The following is a 25,479-nucleotide window of genomic DNA, read 5'->3' as shown; positions in this document are numbered from 1 at the left end:
CCGAGCCATGTTCCTGAAACGACTCCTCTCCAACGACATGCCCCGAAGCCGCCTGCTGGCCGTGCTGCTGGTGGCGCTGTTCCTCGCACTGGCCTTCGCGCCCTTCCTGTTCCCGGGCGTGAAGGCGCTCAGCGTCGCGGCCAAGATCCTGGTGTTCGTGGTGCTGGTCGCGAGCTTCGACCTGCTGCTGGGCTACACCGGCATCGTGAGCTTCGCCCACACCATGTTCTTCGGCATCGGTGCCTACGGCATCGCGATCTCGGCCTCGCGGCTCGGGCCCGACTGGGGCGCGGTGCTGCTGGGCCTGGGCGCCTCGCTCGCGGTCTCGCTGGTGCTCTCGTTCGCCATCGGCCTGTTCTCGCTGCGCGTGCGCGCGATCTTCTTCGCGATGATCACGCTGGCCGTGGCCTCGGCCTTCCAGACCCTGGCCTCGCAGCTGTCGGACTTCACCGGCGGCGAGGACGGCCTGACCTTCAAGCTGCCCGAGCTGATCTCGCCGAGCTTCGAGTTCGCGGAGGAGCCCTTCCTCGGCGTCTCGCTCGACGGTCGTCTGCTGTGCTATTACCTGCTGTTCGTGGCGGCCGTGGTGCTGGTGCTGGCGATGCTGCGCATCGTCAACTCGCCCTTCGGCCGCGTGCTGCAGGCGATCCGCGAGAACGAGTTCCGTGCCGAGGCGATCGGCTACCGCGTGGTGGTCTACCGCACCACGGCCGCGGTGCTGTCGGCGCTGTTCGCCACGCTGGCCGGCGCCATGCTCGCGATCTGGCTGCGCTACAACGGTCCCGACACCTCGCTGAGCTTCGAGATCATGGTCGACGTGCTGCTGATCGTTGTGATCGGCGGCATGGGCACGATCTACGGCGCGGCCATCGGCGCCGTGCTGTTCGTGGTCGCGCAGAGCTACCTGCAGGATCTGCTGCGCATGGGCAGCGAGGCCGCGAGCGGCCTGCCGTGGCTGGCCGCGCTGCTGTCGCCCGACCGCTGGCTGCTGTGGCTCGGCGTGCTGTTCGTGCTGTCCGTCTATTACTTCCCCACCGGCATCGTCGGCAAGCTGCGGGCCCGCCGCGCCAGCGCCGCGCGATGAGCGACCTCATGACTTCCCGCATCGTTCCTTCCTCCCACTATGCACGGCTCGCGGGCCGCGAGATCCACTGGCTGGACTGGCCCACGGCCGAGCCCGACCCGCAGGTGCTGATCGCCTGGCACGGCCTGGCGCGCACCGGCCGCGACATGGACGAGCTGGCCGAGCACTTCGCCGCGCGCGGCTTCCGCGTGATCTGCCCCGACACCATCGGCCGCGGCCTGAGCCAGTGGAGCCCGCTGCCCGACGAGGAGTACCGGCTCGCGTTCTATGCGCAACTGGCCGAGGCGCTGTGCGACGAACTGAAGCTAGAGCGCGTGCACTGGGTCGGCACCTCGATGGGCGGCGCGATCGGCACCGTCTGCGCGGGCGGCCTGGTCGTGCCGCGCATGAAGGCACGCATCGCGAGCCTGGTGCTCAACGACAACGCGCCCGAACTCGCGCAGGCCGCGATCGAGCGCATCCGCGCCTATGCCGGCAACCCGCCGGCCTTCGACACGGTGAGCGAACTCGAGACCTTCTTTCGCGGCGTCTACAAGCCCTATGGCTGGCTCAGCGACGCGCAGTGGCGCCGGCTCGCCGAGACCTCGACGCGCCGGCTGCCCGACGGCCGCGTCACGCCGCACTACGACCCGGCGATGGTGCGCCAGTTCAGCACGCGCGAGGACGACTACCTGATCTGGCCGCACTACGACGCCGTCGAGGCGCCGGTGCTGTGCCTGCGCGGCGCCGAGTCCGACCTGGTGCTGCCCGAGGTGGTCGAGGCCATGCGGCATCGCGGCCCGGGCGCGGCGGGGCGGCTCGAGGTGGTCGAGATCCAGGGCTGCGGCCACGCGCCCGCGCTCAACGTGCCCGAACAACTGGAGTGCATCGAAGGGTTTATTCGCGCCGCCGGCCGCTGAGGGGACGGCGGCCTCCACAATCGCCGCCGGTCATCACCCACAGCAACACACAGAGGCATTCGCACCATGGCGCTTTCGATGTACGACATTTCCGTGCCGGTCTTCACCCGCGGGCTGGCCCAGCTTCGCCACGTGCTCGGCAAGGGCCTGGCCCATGCGCAAGCCAACGGCATCGATCCCTCGACCCTGGTCGATGCGCGCCTCGCGCCCGACATGCTCACGCTGGCCGGCCAGGTGCAGCGCGCGAGCGATGCCTGCAAGCTCGGCACCGCGCGCATCGCGGGCGTGACCGCGCCCAGCTTCCCCGACGAGGAGAAGAGCTACGACGAGCTGCTGGTGCGCATCGCGAAGACCGAGGAGTTCCTGCTCGGCGTGGACCGCGCGCAGATCGATGGCCACGAGGACCGCCCGGTGGTCATCACCGCGCGCGGCACCGAGGTGCATTTCACCGCGCAGCGCTACCTGCTGCAGTTCGCGCTGCCCAACTTCTTCTTCCACGCCACCACCGCCTACGACGTGCTGCGCAACGCCGGCGTGCCGGTGGGCAAGATGGACTATCTCGGCAAGTTCTGAGACCGCGAAGGCCGGCGACCTTCACGCTGCCGGGACAACCTTCAAATTGCCGTGACACCTGCGCACGCACGGCGCGTGCCGCGAACAATCGCGCCTGACCGCTGTCGGTCTGACATTCGAGCGAGGTTCGCGATCATGAACATGTTGTCCAGAAGGGCGTTCTCGGGGCTGGCCGCCGGCGCTTCCGCGTTCGTGGCGGCCGTGGGCGGCGGATGGCCGGTGCGCAGCGCGCTGGCCGTGTCGCCGGGCCTGCGCGACTATGGCAAGGCCCCCGAGTTCGCGGGCATCGACAAGTGGCTCAACTCGGAGCCGCTCACCCTGCGGGGGCTGGCCGGCAAGGTGGTGCTGGTCGATTTCTGGACCTACTCCTGCATCAACTGCATCCACACGCTGCCGCACGTGGTGCGCTGGTACGAGAAGTACAAGGACCAGGGCTTCGTGGTGGTGGGCGTGCATTCGCCCGAGTTCGCCTACGAGAAGTCGACGCGCAACGTGCAGGACGCGATCGAGCGCTTCGGCATCCGCTACCCGGTGGCGCAGGACAACGGCTTCGCCACCTGGAAGGCCTACGACAACCAGTACTGGCCCGCGTTCTATCTGGTCGACGCCAAGGGGCAGGTGATGCGGCGGCATTTCGGCGAGGGCGAATACGCCGAGATGGAAGCCGCGATCGAGGCGCTGCTGGCGCGCCGTGCCGCGAGCTGAGCGCAGCAGGTCAGGGCTTGCGTGCGCGGATCGAATACATCAGCGGAATGCGCGGCATGCCCTCGGGCGGCGCCATGCGGCGGCCGCCGATGTCGCGCATGCCCTCGAAGGGCTTCCAGCCATTGGCGTACGGGTACTCGTCGAGCCGCTCGATGACCAGTCCGGCCTGCGACAGCGCCGTCGTCACCTGGCCCAGGCCCCAGGTGAATTCGAAGCTCGGGTGCGGGTTGCTGAAGTTCTCCACGCCGCGCTCATAGCCTTCGCGCACGAGGCCATCGCCCGACGCGGCCACGTAGTCGCCCACGCCTTCCTCGGGCACGGGGGCGTCGTTGAAGTAGTCGTAATGGAATTTCCAGGCCGGGTCGAACACCAGCGCGAACGGATGGAACTCGACGAAGACGAAGCGGCCGCCGGGCGCGAGCAGCTGCGCCACGCCGCGTGCCCAGGCCGCGATGTCGGAGAGCCAGCACAGCGTGCCGTACGAGCAGAACACGATGTCGTGGCGCTCGCCGCGTGCCTGCGCGTCGCGGAAGTAGTCGTAGACGTCCGAGCGGACGAAGCGCGCCGCGATGCCCGACTGCCGCGAGAGCCGGGTGGCGAAGTCGATGGCCTCGTCGGAGATGTCGACGCCCGTCACCTCGGCGCCGAGGCGCGCGATGCTCAGGCTGTCCTGCCCGGCATTGCATTGCAGGTGCAGCACCGACAGGCCCTTCACCTCGCCGAGCAGGCCGGCCTCCTCGGGGAACAGGGTGCTGCCGCCGTCGCGGAAGAAGGCCGCCTGGTCGCCCTTGTGGCTGTTGTGCGCGAGCGTGGCGGCGTTCCACGAGAGGCGGTTGGCCTCGTGCAGCTCGGGCTTCATCGCGTGCTCCAGCCCGCGAGATGGCGCTCGGCGATGTCGGCGAGGGCGTCGATCCAGGCCGGTCCGTCGTTGAGGCAGGGGATGTAGCTGAACTGCTGGCCGCCCGCATGCAGGAAGGCCTCGCGGCCTTCCATCGCGATCTCCTCGAGCGTTTCGAGGCAGTCGGCCGGAAAGCCCGGGCAGGCCACGTCGACGCGCTTCACGCCCGCGGCGCCGAGTTCGCGCAGCGTGGGTTCGGTGTAGGGCTCGAGCCATTTGGCCTTGCCGAAGCGCGACTGGAAGGTCACGCGGTATTGCGCGGGTGCCAGGCCCAGGCGCGCGGCGAGCAGGCGCGCGGTCTCGAGGCACTGCGACTGGTAGGGATCGCCGAGCTCGATGTTGCGCGCGGGAATGCCGTGGAAGCTCAGCAGCAGCACCTCGCCGCGGCCCTGGTCCTGCCAGTGCGTCTCGATGCGCCGCGCGAGCGCCTCGATGTAGCCGGGGTCGTCGTGGAACTGGTTGACGAAGCGGAACTCGGGCACGCTGCGCTGCGCGCGGCTCCAGTCGTTGACGGCGTCGATCACGCTCGCGGTGGTGGTGGCCGAGTACTGCGGATAGCCCTGCAGCACGAGCACGCGCTCGACGCCTTCGGCTTGCAGCGCATCGAGCCGCGCGCCGATCGACGGGTTGGCATAGCGCATCGCATCGCGCACCGCCACGCGGTGGCCGCGCCGGCCCAGCGTGTCGCCCAGGCGCTGCGCCTGCCGTTCGCTCCAGACCTTGAGCGGCGAGCCCTCGGGCAGCCAGATGCTCGCGTACTTGGCGGCCGACTTCGCGGGCCGCACGCGCAGGATGATGCCGTGCAGGATCGGCAGCCAGAGCAGGCGCGGGATCTCGACCACGCGCGGATCGCCGAGGAAGTCCGCGAGATAGCTGCGCACGGCGGCGGCGGTGGGGGCATCGGGCGAGCCCAGGTTGCACCAGAGGACGGCGGTGCTGCGGGGAGCGTTGCCGGGGGCGAGCGAGGGACTTGGAGGCATGCGATATTCTCGGGCATGACTTCCGACCCCACGGTCCCCGCGAGCAACGCGCCGCTCGATCTGAAGCGCATCAGCGCCATCACCCTCGACCTCGACGACACCCTCTGGCCGATCTGGCCGACCATCGAACGTGCGGAGGCCGTGCTGCATGCCTGGCTGCTGCGCGAGGCGCCGAAGACGGCCGCCTTGCTGGTCACGCCGGGCGTGCTGCGCGAGCTGCGCGAAGCCACGGCCAAGGAGCGTTCCGACCTCGCGCACGACCTCAGCGCGCTGCGCCGCGAATCGATACGCACCGCGCTGCGCCGCGCGGGCGAGGACCCGGCGCTGGCCGATCCGGCCTTCGACGCCTTCTTCGCCGAGCGCCAGCGCGTGACGCTCTATGACGATGCGCTGCCCGCGCTCAAGTGGCTCAGCGAACGTTATCCGCTGGTGGCGGTGTCGAACGGCAATGCCGACATCCACAAGACCGGCGTGGCGCGCTGGTTCCGCACCGCCTTCAATGCGCGCGCCTTCGGCAGCGGCAAGCCGCATGCGCCGATCTTCCGCGCCGCCGCGGCCTCGGTCGGCCTGCTGCCCAAGGACGTGCTGCACGTGGGCGACGATGCCGAGCTCGACGTGGTGGGCGCGCTCAACGCCGGCATGCAGGCGGCCTGGCTGGTGCGCGACGAGCGGCCCTGGGTGCATGGCGCGCGGCCGCAGCTGATCGTGCCGAACCTGCACGCGTTGTGCGTGGCGCTCGGCGCCTGATCCTCAGGCGAAGACCGGACGGAAGAAGCTGCGCTCGTAGCTGAGGAAGCAGCGCGTTTCCTCGGCATAGCGGAAGGCGGCCTGGCAGTCGGCGTCCTGCATCGAGTCGGCGCGGTACTGCTCGTAGGCCGCGAGGCTGGGAAAGCTGAACATCGCGAGCGCCACGTTGCTGACGCCTTCGGAAGGCAGGAAGTAGCCGTGGTGCTGGCCGCCGAACTTCTCGACCAGCGGGATCCAGAGCTTGCCGTAGTGCTCGAACTCCTCGAGCTTGTAGGGGTCGACGATGTAGCGCAGGTAGCAGGTGACCATGGTGGGGGTGAAGGGGGAGGGTGGGCCGTGAGGGCAATTTCCGCCGCGGCTGCGGCGAACGGGTGGCCCGACTATAGTTTTGCTTCCCCGGCCTGCGGCGCGAGCGCGCCGCGCGAAAGCTCCCCATGCATCTGTCCAACTGGCTCCTCTTCTGCGGCGTGACCCTGCTCGTCGCCTTCACGCCCGGCCCCGCGGTGCTGCTGGCGGTGTCGAACTCCATGTCCGTGGGGCCGCGCCGCGCGATGATCAGCTCGCTGGGCAATGCGACCGGGCTGTTCATGGTGTCGGCCGCCGCGATGGCCGGGCTGGGCGTGGTGCTCTCGACCTCGGCCCATGCCTTCATGGTGCTGAAGCTGGCGGGCGCGGCCTACCTGATCTACCTCGGCATCAAGCAGTGGCGCAGCCAGGGCAGCGTGTTCGCCGACCTGCAGGGCGCCTCGGCGGCGGGCTCGCCGCGTTCGAGCTGGCGCCTGTTCGGCCATGGCCTGACGGTGGCGCTGACCAATCCGAAGAGCATCCTGTTCTTCTCGGCGCTGTTCCCGCAGTTCCTCACGCAGGACGCGCCGATCGCCACCCAGTTCGCGGTGCTGACCACCACCTTCGCGGCCGCCTCGGTGCTGTCGCACGCCTTCTACGTGCTGCTGGCGCGCCTGCTGCGCAAGCAGCTGTCGGACCCGCGCCGCACGCGGCTGTTCAACAAGGTCTCGGGCGGTGCGTTCGTGCTGCTGGGGCTGAGCCTGCTGCGGTTGCGCAACAAGACTGCCGCTTAATCCAAGCCGAAGCGCTCGCGCAGCGCGGCGCAGAAATCGGCCGTGCCGCTCAGCGAGAGGGCCAGGGTCTCGAAACGCGCATCGTCGCGCGTGTGCTGCAGGTCGCAGTCCCACACCGCTCCCTCGTCGAGTGCGCCGCGCGCATCGGGAAAGGCGGCCTCGGCCCAGGCCAGCACCCGGTCGATCTCGGCTTGCACCTCGCCCAGGCGCTCGGGCGCGACCGAGGCCATCGCATCGAAGCTCCCATGGCCGTCGGCGTCCTCGCTGTAGTCGAAGTTGAGGTAGCGCAACTCGCTGCTCATGCGGCCGTCCTCGCAACGGCCAGGCCGCTGAGCACCGCGCCTTCGAGCGTGGCGGGGTAGGGGCCTGCCACATAGTCGCCGCAGGCCAGCAGGCCGGGCGCGATGGTGACCGGTGGCCGCGCCAGTCCAGGCGTGCAGGCGAAGGTCGCACGCTTCTCGACCACGGTCTGCACGACCTGCAGGCCGGCCTGGCCCAGTTGCGCGGCCGCCTGCGCGAGCGCCTGCGTCTCGAGCAGCTCGCGCGGCGTCTCGTTCGCGCTCACGACCATCGCGAGCACGCCCGGCAGGCCGCAGAGCCGTTCCTTGTCGAACACGAACTGGGCCGGTGCCGTGGCCGGGTCGCTGCGCAGCGCGAGCATCGGTTCGGCCAGCGGCGTGGCACCGCGCAGGTAGATCGTGGCGATGGCCTCGAAGCGCAGCGCCTCGGTGCATGCGCACCAGGCCTCGGCGGGCAGGCCGCTGGCGCGCACCAGCCGCGCGGCATCCCAGGGCGCGCAGGCCAGCACCACGCGGTCGAAGGCTTCGTCGTCGACGCGCCACGTCTTCGCCTCGGGCGCGATCGCGCGCACGCGCTGGCCGATGCGCAGGGTCGCGGCATGCGCGCGCAGCCAGGCGAGCGCCGCGTCGGGCAGCAGCGCGCCGAGGTCGGCGCGCGGCAGCAGCAGGTCGGCGCCGCCGCTGCCGCTGAACAGCGCGTCGTGGAGCACGCGCAGGAAGACCTGGCCGCTCGATTGCGCGACGGAGGTGTTGAGCGCCGAGACGCACAGCGGCTCGATCAGCTCCTGCATCACGCGCGGCGTGAGGCCCGTGCAGAGCTCGGCCACGGTGGTGGATGCGTCGCAGCGAAAGCCCTTCAAGCGCCAGCCGATCGCGGTGCGCAGCAGCGCGGACTTGTCGCGCCAGGTCCAGCCGCGCGCCTGGAAGATGCCCACCAGCAGGTCGAGCGGCGCGAGCAGCCGCGGCAGCTGCAGGCCGCCACCGTCGGCGAAACGCAGCGACAGCGGCAGGCGCAGCAGCACGCGCTCGGGATCGACGCCGACATCGCGCATCAACTGCAGTGTGGCTGCATAGGCGCCGATCAGGATGTGCTGGCCGTTGTCGAGCGCCATGCCGTGCATATCGTCGACGCGGCGCGCGCGGCCGCCAGCGTTGGGCGCGGCCTCGAACACGGTGACCGCATGGCCCTGGCGCACGGCCTCGACCGCGCAGGCCAGGCCGGCCCAGCCGGCGCCGACGACCGCCAGCCTCACAGCCGGCCCAGCGCCTGCACCTTCCAGGCCAGCCACAGCTTGCGCACGGGCGTGAGGCTCACGCGCTGGTTCAGCACCTGGAAGTCGTCGCGTTCGATCTCGCGCAGCAGGGTGCGGTAGATGCTGGCCATCATCAGGCCGGGCTTCTGCGCGCGGCGGTCGGCCGCGGGCAGCAGCGCCAGCGCCTCGTCGTAGGCGGCATGGGCGCGCTGCGCCTGGAACTTCATCAGCGCGACGAAGCGCTCGGAATGCACACGGTTGAGGATCTCGTGCGCCTTGACCTCGTGCTTCTGCAGGTCGTTGACCGGCAGGTAGATGCGTCCGCGCAGGGCGTCCTCGCCCACGTCGCGAATGATATTGGTGAGCTGCAGCGCGAGGCCGAGCTTGTGTGCGTAGGCGGTGGTCTGCGCCTCGGTCTGGCCGAAGATGCGCGCCGCCACCTCGCCCACCACGCCCGCCACCAGGTGGCAGTAGCGCGCGAGGCCGGGGAAGTCGAGGTAGCGGGTCTGCTCGAGGTCCATCTGGCAGCCCTCGATGACCTGGTCGAGCTGGCGCGCCTCGATGCCGTAGGCCGCCACGTGCGGCATCAGCGCCTGCATCACCGGATGGCGCGGCGTGCCCGCGAAGGCCTGGGCCACCTCGGTGCGCCACCAGGCGAGCTTGGTGGCGGCCACGCCGGGGTCGCTGACCTCGTCGACCACGTCGTCGACCTCGCGGCAGAAGGCGTAGAAGGCGGTGATGGCCGCGCGCCGCGGCTTGGGAAGGAACAGGAAGGCGTAATAGAAACTGCTGCCCGAGGCGGCGGCCTTGTCTTGCACGTATTGCTCGGGATTCATCGGGAGGGCGCTGCGTTCATGGGCCGTGATTGTCTCCGCATCCGCAGTGCCTTCCAGAGCAGCACGGGGGCATCGGCCTTGCCGATGGTGGGCCGCTGCGTGAAGCTGTCGAAGCCCAGGTCCTCGATCTTGTCGAGGATGCGCAGGCCGCCTTGAACGACCAGGCGCAGCTCCCAGCCGGCGCGTCCCGGCAGGCGGTGCACCAGCGGCGCGCCCTGCTGCATCAGCTCGCGGGCCCAGAACGACACCACCGAGATCAGGTTGATGGCCTCCTGCGGCGGCGGGTAGGTGGGCGACAGCGGCGCGAACACCTTGAAGTGCTGGCGCGTGAAGCCGCGCCGGGCGCAGTCGGTCAGCGGGAAGTAGAAGCGCCCGCGCGGCAGGTCCACGCTCGGGTCCTGCCAGAAATTGATGAGTTGCAGCGCGCTGCAGATGGCGTCGCTCTGCGCGAGCGAGGGCGCGTCGTGTACGCCGTACAGGTGCAGCAGCAGCCGGCCCACGGGGTTGGCCGAGCGGCGGCAGTAGTCGAGCAGCTCCTCGCGGTCGGCGTAGTCGCTGCCGTCGCGGGTCTTCACGATGTCCTGCATGAAGGCGTCGAGCAGGTCGGCCAGCAGCGTCTCGGGCAGGCCGAAGGCTTCGATGCTGTGGGCCAGCGGGCCGAACACCCCGGCCCAGCGCCCGGCCGGGTCGACGCGGCCCTGGGCCGCATCGGCCAGCGCGGCGCGGTAGGCGTGCAGCTCGGCCAGGCGCTGTGCGGGCGTGGCTTGGCCCTCGTCGGCGATGTCGTCGGCCGTGCGCGCGAAGTGGTAGATGGCCGCGATCGGCGCGCGCAGCCGCGGCGGGCACAGCCACGAGGCCACGGGAAAATTCTCGTAGTGCGTCGGGGCGGCGGCGGCGAGGGGGGGAGGGGGCGTCTGGGACACGCTGCGATTGTCAACCAGCACGGCTATGCTCCCGGCGTCCCCACTCCCGATTCTTGCTCCCATGAATGCACCGGCCAGGACCTCCACCGCGCAAGGCGACGCGGCGCACCCGGCCGGCAAGGGCCTGGTCGTGATCGCGGCGCTCGGCGTCGTGTTCGGCGACATCGGCACTTCGCCGCTGTACGCCTTCAAGGAAACGCTCAATCCCGAGCACGGCGTGCCGTTCTCGCCCGACGCGGTGCTTGGCCTGCTGTCGCTGATCTTCTGGGGCCTGCTGTTCGTGGTGACGCTCAAGTACGTGGTGTTCGTGCTGCGCGCCGACCACGACGGCGAGGGCGGCATCCTGGCGCTGCAGGCGCTGGCGCGCAATGCCGCCACGCGCATCGGTGCGAAGCCCTGGCTCGGCCACCTGATCGGGCTGCTGGGCCTGGTGGGCGCGGCCATGTTCTACGGCGACAGCCTGATCACGCCGGCGATCTCGGTGCTGTCGGCGGTCGAGGGGCTGGAGGTGCGCGCGCCGATGCTCGAGCGCGCGGTGCTGCCGATCACGGTGGTGATCCTGATCGCGCTGTTCGCGGTGCAGAAGAAGGGCACTGGCGCGGTCGGCAAGGTGTTCGGGCCGGTGATGCTGCTGTGGTTCGTGGTGATCGGCGTGGCCGGGCTGCTGCAGGTGCTGGCCCAGCCGCAGGTGCTGGCGGCGCTCGATCCGCGCCGCGCCGTGCTGTTCCTGGTCGAGCACCGGCTGCAGTCGCTGGCGGTGCTGGGCGCGGTGTTCCTGGCCTTCACCGGCGGCGAGGCGCTCTACGCCGACATGGGCCACTTCGGCGCGCGGCCGATTCGGCTCGCCTGGCTGTTCATCGCGCTGCCGGGGCTGGTGCTCAACTACTTCGGCCAGGGCGCGCTGGTGCTGGCCAACCCGGCGGCGATCGACAACCCCTTCTTCCGGCTCTTTCCGGCCTGGGGCGTGCTGCCGATGGTGCTGCTGGCCGCGATGGCGACGGTGATCGCCTCGCAGGCCGTGATTTCGGGTGCCTTCTCTCTCACGGCGCACGCGATGCGCATGGGCTACCTGCCGCGCATGCGCGTGATCCAGACCTCGGGCACGGCCATCGGCCAGATCTACGTGCCGACCGTCAACTGGCTGCTGATGGTGGGCGTGCTGCTGCTGGTGCTGGGCTTCCGCAGCTCGAGCGCGCTGTCGGCGGCCTACGGCATCGCGGTGTCGATCACGATGGTGACGACCACCCTGCTGGCCGGCATCGTGGCCTGGGGGCTGTGGCGCTGGAACAAGCCGGCGGTGGCGCTGGGCGTGGCGGCCTTCGCGGCGGTCGACCTGACCTTCGTGGTCGCCAACAGCCTCAAGGTGGCCGAGGGCGGCTGGCTCACGCTGGCGGTGGCGGCGGGCGTGATGCTGCTGTTCACCACCTGGGCCAAGGGGCGGCGCCTGGGGCTGGAGGCGGCCGCGGCCGAGAGCCTGCCGCTGCGGCCCTTCTTCGAGTCGCTGGCCCACCACATGCCGCACCGGGTGCAGGGCACGGCGGTGTTCCTCAACGTCAACGTCACGTCGGTGCCGCATGCGCTGCTGCACAACCTCAAGCACAACCAGGTGCTGCACGAGCAGGTGATCGTGCTGCGTGTGCTGCCCTGCGACACGCCGCGCGTCGACGCGCGCCTGCGCATCGAGGCCGAGTCGCTGATGACCGGCATCTGGGTCGTGACCGCGCGCCACGGCTTCATGGAGCGGCCCGACGTGCCCGAGTTCATCCGCATCCTGGCCTACCAGAAGACGCTGGCGATCGACTCGATGAAGACCTCGTACTTCGTCTCGCGCGCCTCGGTGGGCGAGGAGAACCTGCCGGGCCTCAACCCGATCCGGCGCGCGCTGTTCGGCTGGCTGCAGCGCAACGCGGGGCGTGCTTCCGACTACTTCGAGCTGCCCGACAACCGGCTGGTGGAGATGGGCCAGCGGACCTGAGCGCTGGCGCCGCCTCCCGCCGGCGTTAATGACCGGCGGGTAATTGACAGCGGTTCACGTTTACCCTAGATTACTAACCGGTGGGTCATTAAAGACCCGGTTCGTTCCTTCCAGGGTGTCTCATGACCGCCTCCCAATCCATCTTCTCGCTCGACCGCGCGGCCGCCTGGCTGCTGGTTCCCGCCCTCGTGGCCCTGGCCGCCTGCTCGCCGTCCAAACCCGCGGAGGAACCGGTCCGCGCGGTCAAGCTGGTGACCGTGGGCACCAGCGAATTCGATGCCCAGCCCGAGTTCTCGGCCGAGGTGCGGGCGCGCGTCGAGTCGCGCCTGGGCTTCCGCGTGGCGGGCAAGATCACGCGCCGCCAGGCCGAGCTCGGCCAGCGCGTGCAGGCCGGCCAGGTGCTGGCCCAGCTCGATCCGCAGGACTACCGGCTGGCCGCCGAGGCCGCCCGTGCCCAGCAGGCCGCGGCGCTGACCAACCGCGACCTGGCCGCGGCCGACCTCAAGCGCTACCGCGAGTTGCGCGAGCAGAACTTCATCAGCGGCGCCGAGCTCGAGCGCCGCGAATCGACCTGGAAGGCAGCCCAGGCGCAGCTCGAGCAGGCGCAGGCCCAGCTTTCGTCGCAGGGCAACCAGGCCAACTACACGACGCTGGTGGCCGACGTGGCCGGCGTCATCACCGCCATCGAGGCCGAGCCGGGCCAGGTGGTGCAGGCCGGCACGCCGGTGGTGCGGATCGCGCAGGACGGCGCGCGCGACGTGGTGTTCGCGGTGCCCGAGGACCGCGCGGGCCTGGTCAAGCCCGGCTCGGCGGTCGCGGTGCGCGGCTGGTCGGGCGGCGAGGAATTGCAGGGCCAGGTGCGCGAGGTGGCGGCCAGCGCCGATGCCGTGACCCGCACCTTCACCGTGAAGGTGGCGATCGATGCCGCCAGTGCCCCCGCGCTCGGCGCCACGGTCTATGCGCGGCCGCAGGCGCTCGCGCGCAGCGGCCCGGCCGTCGTCAAGCTGCCGACCAGCGCGCTGCGCCAGGAAGGCAAGGGCACGGCCGTGTGGGTGCTCGACAAGTCGACCATGACCGTGCGCTCGCAGCCGGTGCAGGTGGCGACCGCCGACGGCAACGAGGCCGTGATCGGCGCCGGCGTCACGCCCGGCATGCAGGTGGTGGTGGCGGGGGTGCACGTGCTGTCGCCGGGCCAGAAGGTCACGATCTACCAGCCGCGTGAAGTGGCGGCGGGCGGTGCGGACGCGGGCAGTGCCACGCAGGGCGTCGCGCCCGTGGCCGCCAACAAGAAGGAGATCGCAGCGGGTGCCGGCAAATGAGCGGCGCTGACAAGGCGACCCACGGCGCCGAGCCGGACGCCCGCGCGGGTGGCTTCAATCTCTCGAAATGGGCGCTCGACCACGCGCCGCTCACGCGCTACCTGATGCTGGTGCTGATGCTGCTGGGCGCCTTCGCCTACTTCCAGCTCGGGCAGGACGAGGATCCGCCCTTCACCTTCCGCGCGATGGTGGTGCGCACCTACTGGCCCGGCGCCACCGCGCAGCAGGTGGCCGAGCAGGTCACCGACAAGCTCGAGCGCACGCTGCAGGAGGCGCCGTACGCCGACAAGATCCGCAGCTACTCCAAGCCCGGCGAGTCGCAGATCATCTTCCAGATCAAGGACTCCTCGAAGGCGAGCGAGGTCGCCAACGTCTGGTACACGGTGCGCAAGAAGATCGGCGACATGCGTGGCACTCTGCCCGCGGGCGTGCAGGGGCCGTTCTTCAACGACGACTTCGGCGACGTCTACGGCGTGATCTACGCGCTCGAGAGCGAGGGCTTCAGCTATGCCGAGCTCAAGACCCTGGCCGACGACGTGCGCCAGCAGCTGCTGCGCGTGAAGGACGTGGCCAAGGTCGACCAGTTCGGCGTGCAGGACGAGAAGGTCTTCATCGAGATCTCGCAGAAGCGCCTGGCGCAGTTGGGCCTCGACTTCAACGCCGTGCTGCAGCAGCTCGGCTCGCAGAACGCGGTCGAGAGCGCCGGCACGATCCAGTCGCCGCTCGACGTGGTGCAGGTGCGCGTGGGCGGCCAGTTCACCAACGTCGACCAGCTGCGCGAGATGCCGATCCGCGGCAGCTCGGGCAACCAGCTCAAGCTCGGCGACATCGCCGAGATCCGCCGCGGCTACATCGATCCGCCCTCGGTCAAGGTGCACCACCAGGGCAAGGAAGTGATCGCGCTGGGCGTGTCGATGACCAAGGGCGGCGACATCATCGCCTTGGGCAAGGCGCTGCGCGCGGCCACCGCGAGCATCGACAAGCAGCTGCCGCTGGGCGTGAAGCTCGCGCAGGTGCAGGACCAGCCGGTCGCCGTGGCGAGCTCGGTCAACGAGTTCGTGCGCGTGCTGATCGAGGCCGTGGCCATCGTGCTGGCGGTCAGCATCATCTCGCTGGGCCTGCACAAGGGCGGGCGCTTCGGCTGGTACATCGACATGCGCCCGGGCCTGGTGGTGGCGATCACCATCCCGCTGGTGCTGGCCGTGACCTTCCTGGCGATGAACTACTTCGGCATCGGGCTGCACAAGATATCGCTGGGCTCGCTGATCATCGCGCTGGGCCTGCTGGTAGACGACGCGATCATCGCGGTCGAGATGATGGTGCGGAAGATGGAGGAGGGCTACGACAAGGTCCGCGCCGCCACCTTCGCCTACGACGTGACGGCCAAGCCCATGCTCACCGGCACGCTGATCACCGCCGCGGGCTTCCTGCCGATCGGCATCGCCAAGTCGGTGACCGGCGAATACACCTTCGCGATCTTCGCCGTGACGGTGATCGCGCTGGTGCTGTCGTGGATCGTCTCGGTGTACTTCGTGCCGTACCTGGGCACCTTGCTGCTCAAGGTCAAGCCGCACGACCCGGACGCGCCGCCGCACGAGCTGTTCGACACGCCGTTCTACAACGCCTTCCGCCGCGCGGTGAACTGGTGCGTGCAGCACCGCTGGCTGACCATCGGCGCCACCGTGCTGATCTTCGCGCTCGGCATCGTCGGCATGGGCAAGGTGCAGCAGCAGTTCTTCCCCGACTCGAGCCGGCCCGAGATCCTGGTCGACATCTGGTTCCCCGAGGGCACCTCGTTCCAGGCCAACGAGGAAGTGGCGAAGCGGGTCGAGCAGCGCATCCTCAAGGAGGCCGGCGTGAAGACCGTCAGCACCTGGATCGGCTCGGGCGTGCCGCGCTTCTACCTGCCGCTGGACCAGGTGTTCCCGCAGTCCAACGTCTCGCAGCTGATCGTGCTGGCGAGCGACCTCAAGGTGCGCGAGACGCTGCGGCTGTCGCTGCCCGGCCTGCTGGCGCAGGAGTTTCCCGAGGTGCGCGGCCGCGTGAAGCTGCTGCCCAACGGGCCGCCGGTGCCGTACCCGGTGCAGTTCCGCGTGATCGGCACCGACCCGGCGCAGCTGCGCGCGCACGCCGACGAGGTCAAGGCCGTGCTGCGCGAGAACGCCAACATGCGCGGCGTGAACGACAACTGGAACGAGTCGGTGAAGGTGATCCGCCTCGAGGTCGACCAGGCCAAGGCGCGCGCGCTCGGCGTGACCAGCCAGGCCATCGCGCAGGCCTCGCGCACCATGTTCAGCGGCACCACTGTGGGCCAGTACCGCGAGAACGACCTGCTGATCGACATCGTGCTGCGCCAGTCGGCCGACGAGCGCGAAGCCATCTCGGACATCGGCAACGCCTACCTGCCGACGGCCTCGGGCCGCTCGATCCCGCTGACGCAGATCGCCAAGCCGGTGTTCACCTGGGAGCCGGGCGTGATGTGGCGCGAGAACCGCGACTACGCGATCACCGTGCAGGGCGACGTGACCGAGGGCCTGCAGGGCGCGACCGTGACCGACCAGCTGCTGCCGAAGCTGCGCGAGCTCGAGGCCGGCTGGCACGCGGCCGGGCAGGGCGCCTATCGCATCGAGGTGGCGGGTGCGGTGGAGGAGAGCAGCAAGGGCTCGGCCTCCATCGTGGCCGGCGTGCCGATCATGCTGTTTCTGGTGTTCACGCTGCTGATGCTGCAGTTGCACAGCTTCAGCCGCTCGCTGCTGGTGTTCATCACCGGCCCCATGGGCATCGCCGGCGTGGCCGGTGCGCTGCTGGTGCTGAACCGGCCCTTCGGCTTCGTCGCGCTGCTCGGCGTGATCGCGCTGATGGGGATGATCCAGCGCAACGCCGTGATCCTGATCGACCAGATCGAGCACGACCGCGCGGCCGGCGTGCCGGCCTGGGACGCCATCGTCGAGTCGGCCGTGCGCCGCCTGCGCCCGATCGTGCTGACCGCCGCGGCCGCCGTGCTGGCGATGATCCCGCTTTCGCGCAGCGTGTTCTGGGGCCCGATGGCGGTCGCCATCATGGGCGGGCTGATCGTGGCGACGGTGCTGACCTTGCTGGCGCTGCCGGCGATGTATGCGGCGGCGTTCCGGGTCAAGCGCGAGGAGGCGCAGCCCGCGGCACCGAGCGGGCCGGAAGCGGCCCCCATTCATGTTTAAAATCCGAAGCTGACCGATTTCAAGCGGATGGTCTTTGGCACCAGGGATGACCGAGGTGCCGGAAGGCCGTCCGCTTTTGCATTCACCTGAAAGATTGGCATCGCGCGGGTGGCGAAATTGGTAGACGCACCAGGTTTAGGTCCTGACGTTCGCAAGAACGTGCCGGTTCGAGTCCGGCCCCGCGCACCAGCCTCTGCTATGTAGACCGTTCTATCGAGCAGCGAGAAAGCCTCCGTTCCGCAGGGACCGGAGGCTTTTTTCGTGGGCTACCAGTCGTTGCTGCCGCCGCCGCTGTCGCTGCTGCTGCTCGAGCTGTCGCTGCTGTCGCTCGCGCTGTCCCACGAGCTCGTGTCCTTGATGCCGAAGTCCTTGTCCACGAAGCTGCGGTCGTACGAGGGTTCCGGGTCGGGATCGGACGACGACCACGGACTGCGGCTGCTGCGGTGATGGTGGTGGTTGAAGATGTTCACCGTGGTGCCGCGCTGCTCGTCCGCGTGATCCTGGATGACCCGGCGCAGCACTTCGCCCACGACCACGGTACCGACCACCGCGCCGACCGCGAGCGCTTCCGTGAGGTTCGGGCCCTGGCTCGGCACCGGCGCGGGCGGGAACTCCCGATCGCCGTCCGTCGCGGGCGTGCCGTAGCCCATCGACGAATCGCTGACGGGCCGCGAGAGCCGGCGCGAGCGGGGCGCAGAGGGCTCCGTGGGCTCGAGAAAGTCGACGGCGCGCGCACGCCGCCGGAAGAAGACCTGCGCGACGAGGGCCAGCGCGAGGATGCCGGTCGCCGCCAGGGCAATCGGTCCCCAGGCGATCTTGCTGTCCGGCGGGAAGTAGTCGTTCGGCGAGGGCAGGCTCGAGGGCATCGCCGGCGCGGCGGGCAATGCGGCGGGCGCGGGCTCGGGCTGGATCTCGACCGGCGTCTCCAGCTTGCGTTCGAGCTTGGCGACCGATTCGGCCTTCGCGAACTCGAGGCTTGGCGACAGCTTCCTGGCCCGCGCCAGCGCCTCCCGTGCGTCGTCGAGCCGGTCCTGCATCGCCAGCAGCTCCGAATGGACGAAATGGGCCTTCGCACTGCGGGGATGGCTCTTGAGCACCTTCTCGATCATCGTGTTGGCGGCGTCCATCCGGCCCTTGCTCGCCGCTTCGTAGATCTGCTGGATGGTCGGTACCTTCGCCGCCTGCGCGTCGCCGGTCTTCGCCTGGGCCGCCAGCGGAAGGGCGAACACGAGGGCGGCGGCAAGGGCCAGGCTGAAGGCGGCGAGCAATCGCTGGAGCATCGGGTTTCCTGTGGGCAATGGCGAACCGGCCGCCACTGTAAGCGCGAAACCGGGGGCCATCCGGCTTGCCATCCGCGGCCTCCGCGCATCGACTTCGGGTCATGCCCAAGGGAGCCTGTTCCGGCCGATTAGAATCTTGGGTTGCCCGGTTTTACGCGCAGCATGCGCGTGCCTCCGCATCAATCCCGCCAGCGCGTGTAAGTCCTTGATCTGTATTGATAAAAACGATGCAGGCCCCGCGTGGCAGCCCCCTCACAAGGAAGACATCATGACCGTGACCGTTGAAACCCTCGAGAAGCTCGAACGCAAGATCACGCTGACCCTGCCGGTCGGCATCATCCAGTCCGAAGTCGATTCGCGCCTCAAGAAGCTCGCGCGCACCGTCAAGATGGACGGCTTCCGTCCCGGCAAGGTGCCGATGAACGTCGTGGCCCAGCGCTATGGCTACTCGGTGCAGTTCGAGGTCATGAACGACAAGGTCGGCGAGGCCTTCTCGCAGGCCGCCAACGAAGCCAAGCTGCGCGTGGCCGGCCAGCCCCGCATCACAGAGAAGGAAGGCGCGCCCGAGGGCGAGCTGTCCTTCGACGCCGTGTTCGAGGTGTTCCCCGAAGTCAAGATCAACGACCTGTCGGGCGCCGAAGTCGAAAAGCTGTCGGCCGAAGTGGGCGACGACGCGATCGACAAGACGCTGGACATCCTGCGCAAGCAGCGCCGCACCTTCGCGCAGCGCGCGCAAGATGCCGTGGCCCAGGACGACGACCGCGTGACCGTCGACTTCGAAGGCAAGATCGACGGCGAGCCCTTCCAGGGCGGCAAGGCCGAGGACTTCCAGTTCGTGGTCGGCGAAGGCCAGATGCTCAAGGAATTCGAAGACGCCGTGCGCGGCATGAAGGCCGGCGACAGCCGCACCTTCCCGCTGTCGTTCCCGGCCGACTACCACGGCCAGGACGTGGCCGGCAAGCAAGCCGACTTCCTCGTCACGCTGAAGAAGATCGAAGCCTCGCACCTGCCCGAAGTCAACGAGCAGCTCGCCAAGTCGCTCGGCATCGCCGACGCCACGGTCGACGGCCTGCGCGCCGACATCAAGAAGAACCTCGAGCGCGAGGTCAAGTTCCGCCTGCTGGCGCGCAACAAGAACGCCGTGATGGACGCGCTGGTGGCCAACGCCGAGCTCGACCTGCCGAACGCCAGCGTGCAGTCCGAAGTCAACCGCATGATCGAAGGCGCGCGCGCCGAGCTCAAGCAGCGCGGCATCAAGGACGCCGACAAGGCGCCGATCCCCGAGGAAGTGTTCCGTCCCCAGGCCGAGCGCCGCGTGCGCCTGGGCCTGGTGGTCGCCGAGCTGGTGCGCGCCAACAACCTGCAGGCCAAGCCCGAGCAGATCAAGGCCCACATCGACGAGCTCGCCTCGAGCTACGAGAAGCCGGCCGACGTGGTGCGCTGGTACTTCAGCGACAACAACCGCCTGGCCGAAGTCGAGGCCGTGGTGATCGAGAACAACGTGACCGATTTCGTGCTCGGCAAGGCCAAGGTCGCCGAGAAGTCGGTGTCGTTCGACGAACTGATGGCGCAGCAGCAACAGGCCTGATCGCCGCCTCGGCCCGGGACGCCATGGGGCTTGTGCTTTGCGGCACGAGCCCCATTTCACTCAGGCGTACAGTTCAGATTGACGACAGCGAACGAACCCTTCTCCGGAGCAAATTCATGAGCGCACAGGAAATCCAAGGCCTCGGCATGGTCCCGATGGTCATCGAGCAATCGGGCCGTGGCGAACGGTCCTACGACATCTACTCGCGGCTCCTCAAGGAACGCATCATCTTCCTGGTGGGCGAGGTCAACGACCAGACCGCCAACCTCGTGGTGGCCCAGCTGCTGTTCCTCGAGAGCGAGAACCCCGACAAGGACATCTCGTTCTACATCAACTCCCCGGGCGGCAGCGTCACGGCCGGCATGGCGATCTACGACACCATGCAGTTCATCAAGCCCGAGGTCTCGACCCTGTGCGTGGGCTTCGCGGCCAGCATGGGCGCGTTCCTGCTCGCGGCCGGTGCCAAGGGCAAGCGCTTCTCGCTGCCCAACTCGAAGATCATGATCCACCAGGTGCTTGGCGGCGCCCGCGGCCAGGCCACCGACATCGAGATCCATGCGCGCGACATCCTGCGCACCAAGGACCAGATGAACCGCATCCTGGCCGAGCGCACCGGCCAGCCGCTGGACAAGGTCAAGTCCGATACCGAGCGCGATTACTTCCTGACGGCCGACGAGGCCAAGGACTACGGCCTGGTCGACCAGGTCATCGCCAAGCGCCCCTGAGCGGGGTTCGGCGCGCCGGCGTCGCGATGCCGGAGGCGCCAAAAAGGCAACAACGGCGTTTTCCACACGGGAAACGCCGTTTTTGTTTCGTTATCATTGTCCAAACCCGTTACGAGGCACCTGTCCATGGCCGAGAAAAAAGGCACTTCCAGCGAAAAAACGCTCTACTGCTCGTTCTGCGGCAAAAGCCAGCACGAGGTGAAGAAGCTGATCGCGGGTCCTTCGGTCTTCATCTGCGACGAGTGCATCGACCTCTGCAACGAGATCATCCGCGACGAACTGCCGGCCGGCGAGGAAGCGCGCGAGGCGCGCAACGACCTGCCGACGCCGCTCGAGATCAAGACCAACCTCGACAACTACGTGATCGGCCAGGAGCCGGCCAAGCGCATGCTGTCGGTGGCCGTTTACAACCACTACAAGCGCCTGCGCCACAAGGAAAAGGCCAAGGGCGAGGACGTGGAGCTCAGCAAGAGCAACATCCTGCTGATCGGCCCCACGGGCTCGGGCAAGACGCTCTTGGCGCAGACGCTGGCGCGCCAGCTCGACGTGCCCTTCGTGATGGCCGACGCCACCACGCTGACCGAGGCCGGCTACGTCGGCGAGGACGTCGAGAACATCATCCAGAAGCTGCTGCAGAGTTGCAACTACGAGGTCGAGCGCGCGCAGCGCGGCATCGTCTACATCGATGAAATCGACAAGATCTCGCGCAAGTCCGACAACCCCTCGATCACGCGCGACGTGTCGGGCGAGGGCGTGCAGCAGGCGCTGCTCAAGCTCATCGAAGGCACCATGGCCAGCGTGCCGCCCCAAGGCGGGCGCAAGCACCCGAACCAGGACTTCCTGCAGATCGACACGACCAACATCCTGTTCATCTGCGGCGGTGCCTTCGCGGGCCTCGAGAAGGTGATCGAGAACCGCACCGAGGCCTCGGGCATCGGTTTCGGCGCCAGCGTCAAGAGCAAGGCCCAGCGCAGCCTCACCGAGGTGTTCCGCGAGGTCGAGCCCGAGGACCTGATCAAGTTCGGCCTGATCCCCGAACTCGTGGGCCGCATGCCCGTGGTGGCCTCGCTGGCCGAGCTCAGCGAGGACGCGCTGGTGCGCATCCTCACCGAGCCCAAGAACGCCGTGGTCAAGCAGTTCACCAAGCTGCTGCAGATGGAGGGCGTGGACCTCGAGATCCGCCCCGCCGCCCTCAAGGCGATCGCGCGCAAGGCCCTGGCCCGCAAGACCGGCGCACGCGGCCTGCGCTCGATCCTCGAGCAGTCGCTGATCGACACGATGTTCGAGCTGCCCAATGCCACCAACGTCGACAAGGTCGTGGTCGAGGAATCGACCATCGACGAGAACAAGCCCCCGCTGCTCGTGTACCGCGAGGCAGCCAAGAAGGCCTGAGTGACTCCCAAGCCGGCTCTTCCCCCCAAGATGCCCGGCGTCTTCGACAAAGACTGCGGCCGCGGGCTTGAAATGCCCGTGTCGCCGACCATCTTTGCTTGATCAATCAAAGGATATCCATGTCCGGTCATACCCCTCTGCCCGCCGACGCCATCGATCTGCCGCTGCTGCCGCTGCGCGATGTCGTCGTGTTCCCCCATATGGTGATCCCGCTGTTCGTGGGGCGCCCCAAGAGCATCAAGGCGCTCGAGCTGGCCATGGAGGCCGAGCGCCGCATCATGCTGGTGGCCCAGAAGGCCGCGGCCAAGGACGAGCCCTCGGTCGAGGACATGTTCGAGGTCGGCTGCGTCTCGACCATCCTGCAGATGCTCAAGCTGCCGGACGGCACGGTGAAGGTGCTGGTCGAAGGCCAGCAGCGCGCCCGCGTGAACCGCATCGATGACGGCGAGACCCACTTCTCGGCCAACGTGACGCCGGTGGCGGCGCCCGAGGGCGGCGAGAAGGGCACCGAGGTCGAGGCGCTGCGCCGCGCGGTGATGCAGCAGTTCGACCAGTACGTGAAGCTCAACAAGAAGATTCCGCCCGAGATCCTGACCTCGATCTCGAGCATCGACGATCCGGGCCGCCTGGCCGACACGATCGCCGCGCACCTGCCGCTCAAGCTCGACAACAAGCAGGCGGTGCTCGACCTCGACGACACCAAGGCACGGCTGGAGAACTTGTTCGGCCAGCTCGAGCGCGAGGTCGACATCCTCAACGTCGACAAGAAGATCCGTGGCCGCGTGAAGCGCCAGATGGAGAAGAACCAGCGCGACTTCTACCTCAACGAGCAGGTCAAGGCGATCCAGAAGGAGCTCGGCGAAGGCGAGGAGGGCGCGGACATCGAGGAGATCGAGAAGAAGATCAAGCTCGCCAAGATGCCCAAGGACGCGCTCAAGAAGGCCGAGGGCGAGCTCAAGAAGCTCAAGCTGATGTCGCCCATGTCGGCCGAAGCCACCGTGGTGCGCAACTACATCGACGTGCTGGTGGGCCTGCCCTGGGCCAAGCGGACCAAGATCAAGCACGACCTCGCGAATGCCGAGGCGGTGCTCAACGCCGACCACTACGGCCTCGAGAAGGTCAAGGACCGCATCCTGGAGTACCTCGCGGTGCAGCAGCGTGTCGACAAGGTCAAGGCGCCGATCCTGTGCCTCGTGGGCCCGCCGGGCGTGGGCAAGACCTCGCTCGGGCAGTCGATCGCCAAGGCGACCGGCCGCAAGTACACCCGCATGGCGCTCGGCGGCATGCGCGACGAAGCCGAGATCCGCGGCCACCGTCGCACCTACATCGGCGCGCTGCCGGGCAAGGTGCTGCAGGGGCTCAGCAAGATCGGCACGCGCAATCCGCTGTTCCTGCTCGACGAGATCGACAAGCTGGGCACCGACTTCCGCGGCGACCCGTCGAGCGCGCTGCTCGAGGTGCTCGATCCCGAGCAGAACCACACCTTCGGCGACCACTACGTGGAAGTCGACTTCGACCTGAGCGACGTGATGTTCGTCGCCACCTCGAACTCGATGAACATCCCGCCGGCGCTGCTGGACCGCATGGAAGTCATCCGCCTCTCGGGCTACACCGAGGACGAGAAGACCAACATCGCGATCAAGTACCTGCTGCCCAAGCAGCTGAAGAACAACGGCGTGAAGGAAGAGGAACTGCTCGTCACCGAGGAGGCCGTGCGCGACATCGTTCGCTACTACACGCGTGAAGCCGGCGTGCGTTCGCTCGAGCGCGAACTCTCGAAGATCTGCCGCAAGGTGGTCAAGGGCCTGCTGCTCAAGCAGATGACGCCCAAGGTCACGGTCACCGGCGAGAACCTCAACGACTTCCTCGGCGTGCGCAAGTTCACCTTCGGCCTGGCCGAGAAGCAGAACCAGGTCGGCCAGGTGGTCGGCCTCGCATGGACCGAGGTCGGCGGCGACCTGCTGACGATCGAGGCCGTGACCATGCCCGGCAAGGGCGTGATCAGCCGCACCGGTTCGCTGGGCGACGTGATGAAGGAATCGGTCGAGGCCGCGCGCACCGTGGTGCGCAGCCGCTCGCGCCGCCTGGGCATCAAGGACGAGGTGTTCGAGAAGCGCGACATCCACATCCACGTGCCCGACGGCGCCACGCCCAAGGACGGCCCGAGCGCGGGCGCGGCGATGACCACGGCCTTCGTGTCGGCGCTCACGGGCATCCCGGTGCGCGCCGATGTGGCGATGACCGGCGAGATCACGCTGCGCGGCGAGGTCACGGCCATCGGCGGCCTGAAGGAAAAGCTGCTCGCGGCCCTGCGCGGCGGCATCAAGACGGTGCTGATCCCCGAGGAGAACGCCAAGGACCTGCAGGACATTCCCGAGAACGTGAAGAACGGCCTCGAGATCGTGCCGGTCAAGTGGATCGACAAGGTGCTCGAGATCGCGCTCGAGAAGCTGCCCACGCCGCTGTCCGACGAAGAGGTCGCGGCCTCGGCGGCGGCCGTGGCCGAGATCGCGAAGCAGCGCGAGTCGCAGGCTTCGGAAGGCTCGGTCAAGCACTGAACGACACGATCATGAAATTCGGGGGCTCGCCTTGCGAAACCTCGAAAATCTGGTCTATAATTCAAGGCTCGAAACGCGGGAATAGCTCAGTTGGTAGAGCGCAACCTTGCCAAGGTTGAGGTCGAGAGTTCGAGACTCTTTTCCCGCTCCAGTTTTGAAAAAGGGAAGCAACAGCTTCCCTTTTTTTCGCTAGTTCGATTTCGTTTTTTCTGCGTGGCGCGATAGCAAAGCGGTTATGCAACGGATTGCAAATCCGTCTAGTCCGGTTCGACTCCGGATCGCGCCTCCACACTTCTCCCGTTGAATCCAGCGTCGATAAACCAGGCCCCGCCAACCACGTTGACGGGGCTCGTTTCGTTTGGGGTATCGTCGTCATTCAACCCGGGGCCCGGATGGTGAAATTGGTAGACACATCGGACTTAAAATCCGCCGCTTCCTTAATCGGGGCATACGGGTTCGACCCCCGTTCCGGGCACCACATCTAACAAGGGAGCATTCAATGCCTCGCTACAACGCTCCATTCGAAATTCATGTGCATGGCGACGTGGCCCTGCGTTCGGACGTCGGTTTCGACCAGATCCAGGAAGCGCTGAAGCCACTGTGGAAATACGCGGGCGCCAAGTCGCTCGCCGACGGCGCGGCCAGCTCCTACGAGGAAGAACCCGGCATCCGCTTCGAGCCCAAGGACCACATGCTCCAGATGTGCTGGACCGTGGCCGGCGACGAGGACTTCCGCCAGGCGCTCGACGAGATGTGCATGGCTCTGAACGAACTCTCCGAGCGCGGCGCGGCGATCGAGGTCACCTTCTACGACACCGACTTCGACGAGGAAGAGGGCGACCCCGACGAGGAGTCGCGCGACGACTTCGTGATGCTGTTCGTGGGCCCGAATCCGGCCGCGATCATGCAGGTGCAGCGCGACCTGCTGGTCGAGGACGTGGTGAACCTGATGGAGCGTCACTTCGACGGCTCCGAACTCGGCGGCGTGGTGGCCGAGATCGACCGCCTGTTCAGCGACCGCTTCGATGCCCTGGTGAATTCGCTCGAGATCGGCAAGCGCCCGCGCGGCACCGGCGGTACCGGTGGCGGCGGCAGCAGCGGCCATGGCGGCGGACGCCGCCCGCGCCACCTGCACTGAGCGCCACACGCCTGCCACGCGGCGCCACCAC

The 25,479-nt window shown here is 68.3% G+C and carries 22 protein-coding genes and 4 tRNA genes; 18 read left to right on the top strand and 8 right to left on the bottom strand.

The window, feature by feature from the left end:
- The first annotated feature begins 7 nt into the window (after window positions 1–7).
- The 4 genes from BM109_RS16010 to BM109_RS15995 all read left to right on the top strand — a co-directional run bounded on the left by BM109_RS16010 (window position 8) and on the right by BM109_RS15995 (window position 3,261).
- Window positions 8–1,084: a branched-chain amino acid ABC transporter permease gene (locus tag BM109_RS16010; protein WP_093344246.1), complete on the top strand. Its 1,077-nt coding sequence runs from the start codon at window positions 8–10 to the stop codon at window positions 1,082–1,084.
- Between the two features lie 8 nt (window positions 1,085–1,092).
- On the top strand, window positions 1,093–1,983 hold the full coding sequence (locus tag BM109_RS16005; protein WP_093345017.1) for an alpha/beta fold hydrolase: 891 nt from the start codon (window positions 1,093–1,095) through the stop codon (window positions 1,981–1,983).
- A gap of 66 nt (window positions 1,984–2,049) precedes the next feature.
- Entirely contained in the window at window positions 2,050–2,556 is a 507-nt protein-coding gene (locus BM109_RS16000; RefSeq protein ID WP_093344245.1) for a DUF1993 domain-containing protein, read from the top strand.
- A gap of 141 nt (window positions 2,557–2,697) precedes the next feature.
- Entirely contained in the window at window positions 2,698–3,261 is a 564-nt protein-coding gene (locus BM109_RS15995) for a thioredoxin family protein (RefSeq protein ID WP_093345015.1), read from the top strand.
- A gap of 10 nt (window positions 3,262–3,271) precedes the next feature.
- Here the strand turns inward: BM109_RS15995 and BM109_RS15990 are convergent, their stop codons facing one another.
- Together BM109_RS15990 and hemH are read right to left on the bottom strand one after the other, a co-directional pair.
- The gene (locus BM109_RS15990; RefSeq protein ID WP_093344244.1) at window positions 3,272–4,120 is read right to left on the bottom strand and encodes a class I SAM-dependent methyltransferase; all 849 of its coding nucleotides are present in this window, start codon (window positions 4,118–4,120) and stop codon (window positions 3,272–3,274) included.
- Entirely contained in the window at window positions 4,117–5,139 is a 1,023-nt protein-coding gene (gene hemH / locus BM109_RS15985) for a ferrochelatase (protein ID WP_093344242.1), read from the bottom strand. Before hemH ends, BM109_RS15990 begins: the two co-directional genes overlap by 4 nt.
- Before the next feature lie 15 nt (window positions 5,140–5,154).
- On the opposite strand from hemH, the gene BM109_RS15980 reads away from it, so the two are divergent.
- Window positions 5,155–5,886 (top strand): HAD family hydrolase, encoded by a 732-nt coding sequence (locus tag BM109_RS15980; RefSeq protein ID WP_093344241.1) that lies wholly within the window; start codon window positions 5,155–5,157, stop codon window positions 5,884–5,886.
- A gap of 3 nt (window positions 5,887–5,889) precedes the next feature.
- Here the strand turns inward: BM109_RS15980 and BM109_RS15975 are convergent, their stop codons facing one another.
- Window positions 5,890–6,195 (bottom strand): NIPSNAP family protein, encoded by a 306-nt coding sequence (locus tag BM109_RS15975; RefSeq protein ID WP_093344239.1) that lies wholly within the window; start codon window positions 6,193–6,195, stop codon window positions 5,890–5,892.
- Between the two features lie 125 nt (window positions 6,196–6,320).
- Here BM109_RS15975 and BM109_RS15970 point away from each other — a divergent pair, with 125 nt between their 5' ends.
- On the top strand, window positions 6,321–6,965 hold the full coding sequence (locus tag BM109_RS15970; protein ID WP_093344238.1) for a LysE family translocator: 645 nt from the start codon (window positions 6,321–6,323) through the stop codon (window positions 6,963–6,965).
- On the opposite strand, the gene BM109_RS15965 is transcribed toward BM109_RS15970, so the two are convergent.
- From BM109_RS15965 to hpnC, 4 genes are read right to left on the bottom strand one after another with little or no spacing between them, the layout of a single operon-like run.
- Window positions 6,962–7,267, bottom strand: coding sequence for a hypothetical protein (locus BM109_RS15965; protein ID WP_093344237.1), 306 nt, complete (start codon window positions 7,265–7,267; stop codon window positions 6,962–6,964). The genes BM109_RS15970 and BM109_RS15965 overlap by 4 nt on opposite strands.
- Window positions 7,264–8,517 (bottom strand): hydroxysqualene dehydroxylase HpnE, encoded by a 1,254-nt coding sequence (gene hpnE / locus BM109_RS15960; protein WP_093344235.1) that lies wholly within the window; start codon window positions 8,515–8,517, stop codon window positions 7,264–7,266. Before hpnE ends, BM109_RS15965 begins: the two co-directional genes overlap by 4 nt.
- Window positions 8,514–9,353: a presqualene diphosphate synthase HpnD gene (gene hpnD, locus BM109_RS15955; protein WP_093344234.1), complete on the bottom strand. Its 840-nt coding sequence runs from the start codon at window positions 9,351–9,353 to the stop codon at window positions 8,514–8,516. The genes hpnE and hpnD overlap by 4 nt, the downstream gene beginning before the upstream one ends.
- Window positions 9,350–10,339 (bottom strand): squalene synthase HpnC, encoded by a 990-nt coding sequence (gene hpnC / locus BM109_RS15950; RefSeq protein WP_093344232.1) that lies wholly within the window; start codon window positions 10,337–10,339, stop codon window positions 9,350–9,352. The genes hpnD and hpnC overlap by 4 nt, the downstream gene beginning before the upstream one ends.
- Before the next feature lie 67 nt (window positions 10,340–10,406).
- Between hpnC and BM109_RS15945 the strand changes: the two genes are divergently transcribed.
- The 4 genes from BM109_RS15945 (at window position 10,407) to BM109_RS15930 (ending at window position 16,956) form a co-directional block, all read left to right on the top strand.
- The gene (locus tag BM109_RS15945; protein ID WP_093345013.1) at window positions 10,407–12,251 is read left to right on the top strand and encodes a potassium transporter Kup; all 1,845 of its coding nucleotides are present in this window, start codon (window positions 10,407–10,409) and stop codon (window positions 12,249–12,251) included.
- A 122-nt stretch (window positions 12,252–12,373) separates the two neighbouring features.
- Window positions 12,374–13,570: an efflux RND transporter periplasmic adaptor subunit gene (locus BM109_RS15940; protein ID WP_093344231.1), complete on the top strand. Its 1,197-nt coding sequence runs from the start codon at window positions 12,374–12,376 to the stop codon at window positions 13,568–13,570.
- Window positions 13,567–16,767, top strand: coding sequence for an efflux RND transporter permease subunit (locus BM109_RS15935; RefSeq protein ID WP_093344229.1), 3,201 nt, complete (start codon window positions 13,567–13,569; stop codon window positions 16,765–16,767). Before BM109_RS15940 ends, BM109_RS15935 begins: the two co-directional genes overlap by 4 nt.
- A 102-nt stretch (window positions 16,768–16,869) precedes the next feature.
- A tRNA-Leu gene (locus BM109_RS15930) sits at window positions 16,870–16,956 on the top strand.
- A gap of 77 nt (window positions 16,957–17,033) precedes the next feature.
- Here the strand turns inward: BM109_RS15930 and BM109_RS15925 are convergent.
- Window positions 17,034–18,047 carry a tetratricopeptide repeat protein gene (locus BM109_RS15925; RefSeq protein ID WP_143129175.1) on the bottom strand — a complete coding sequence of 338 codons (1,014 nt, stop codon included), beginning with the start codon at window positions 18,045–18,047 and terminating at the stop codon, window positions 17,034–17,036.
- Window positions 18,048–18,315: 268 nt separating this feature from the next.
- On the opposite strand from BM109_RS15925, the gene tig reads away from it, so the two are divergent.
- The 8 genes from tig (at window position 18,316) to BM109_RS15885 (ending at window position 25,448) form a co-directional block, all read left to right on the top strand.
- Window positions 18,316–19,635 (top strand): trigger factor, encoded by a 1,320-nt coding sequence (gene tig / locus BM109_RS15920; protein WP_093344226.1) that lies wholly within the window; start codon window positions 18,316–18,318, stop codon window positions 19,633–19,635.
- A 116-nt stretch (window positions 19,636–19,751) separates the two neighbouring features.
- Window positions 19,752–20,360, top strand: coding sequence for an ATP-dependent Clp endopeptidase proteolytic subunit ClpP (gene clpP / locus BM109_RS15915; protein WP_093344225.1), 609 nt, complete (start codon window positions 19,752–19,754; stop codon window positions 20,358–20,360).
- A 126-nt stretch (window positions 20,361–20,486) separates the two neighbouring features.
- Entirely contained in the window at window positions 20,487–21,752 is a 1,266-nt protein-coding gene (gene clpX, locus BM109_RS15910) for an ATP-dependent Clp protease ATP-binding subunit ClpX (protein ID WP_093344223.1), read from the top strand.
- A gap of 119 nt (window positions 21,753–21,871) precedes the next feature.
- Window positions 21,872–24,310 (top strand): endopeptidase La, encoded by a 2,439-nt coding sequence (gene lon, locus BM109_RS15905; protein ID WP_093344222.1) that lies wholly within the window; start codon window positions 21,872–21,874, stop codon window positions 24,308–24,310.
- 75 nt (window positions 24,311–24,385) lie between these two features.
- A tRNA-Gly gene (locus BM109_RS15900) sits at window positions 24,386–24,461 on the top strand.
- Window positions 24,462–24,525: 64 nt separating this feature from the next.
- Window positions 24,526–24,599: transfer RNA gene (locus BM109_RS15895), tRNA-Cys, on the top strand.
- Window positions 24,600–24,696: 97 nt separating this feature from the next.
- Window positions 24,697–24,788 (top strand) — tRNA-Leu (locus BM109_RS15890).
- 21 nt (window positions 24,789–24,809) lie between these two features.
- Complete coding sequence (locus BM109_RS15885; RefSeq protein ID WP_093344220.1) at window positions 24,810–25,448, top strand: DUF6806 family protein; 639 nt, start codon at window positions 24,810–24,812, stop codon at window positions 25,446–25,448.
- Window positions 25,449–25,479: the final 31 nt, after the last annotated feature.

It is taken from the genome of Variovorax sp. PDC80 (assembly GCF_900115375.1).
Classification (GTDB): domain Bacteria; phylum Pseudomonadota; class Gammaproteobacteria; order Burkholderiales; family Burkholderiaceae_C; genus Variovorax.
Note: the sequence above shows the minus strand (reverse complement) of the source record. Positions and strands in the feature narration are given on the sequence as shown.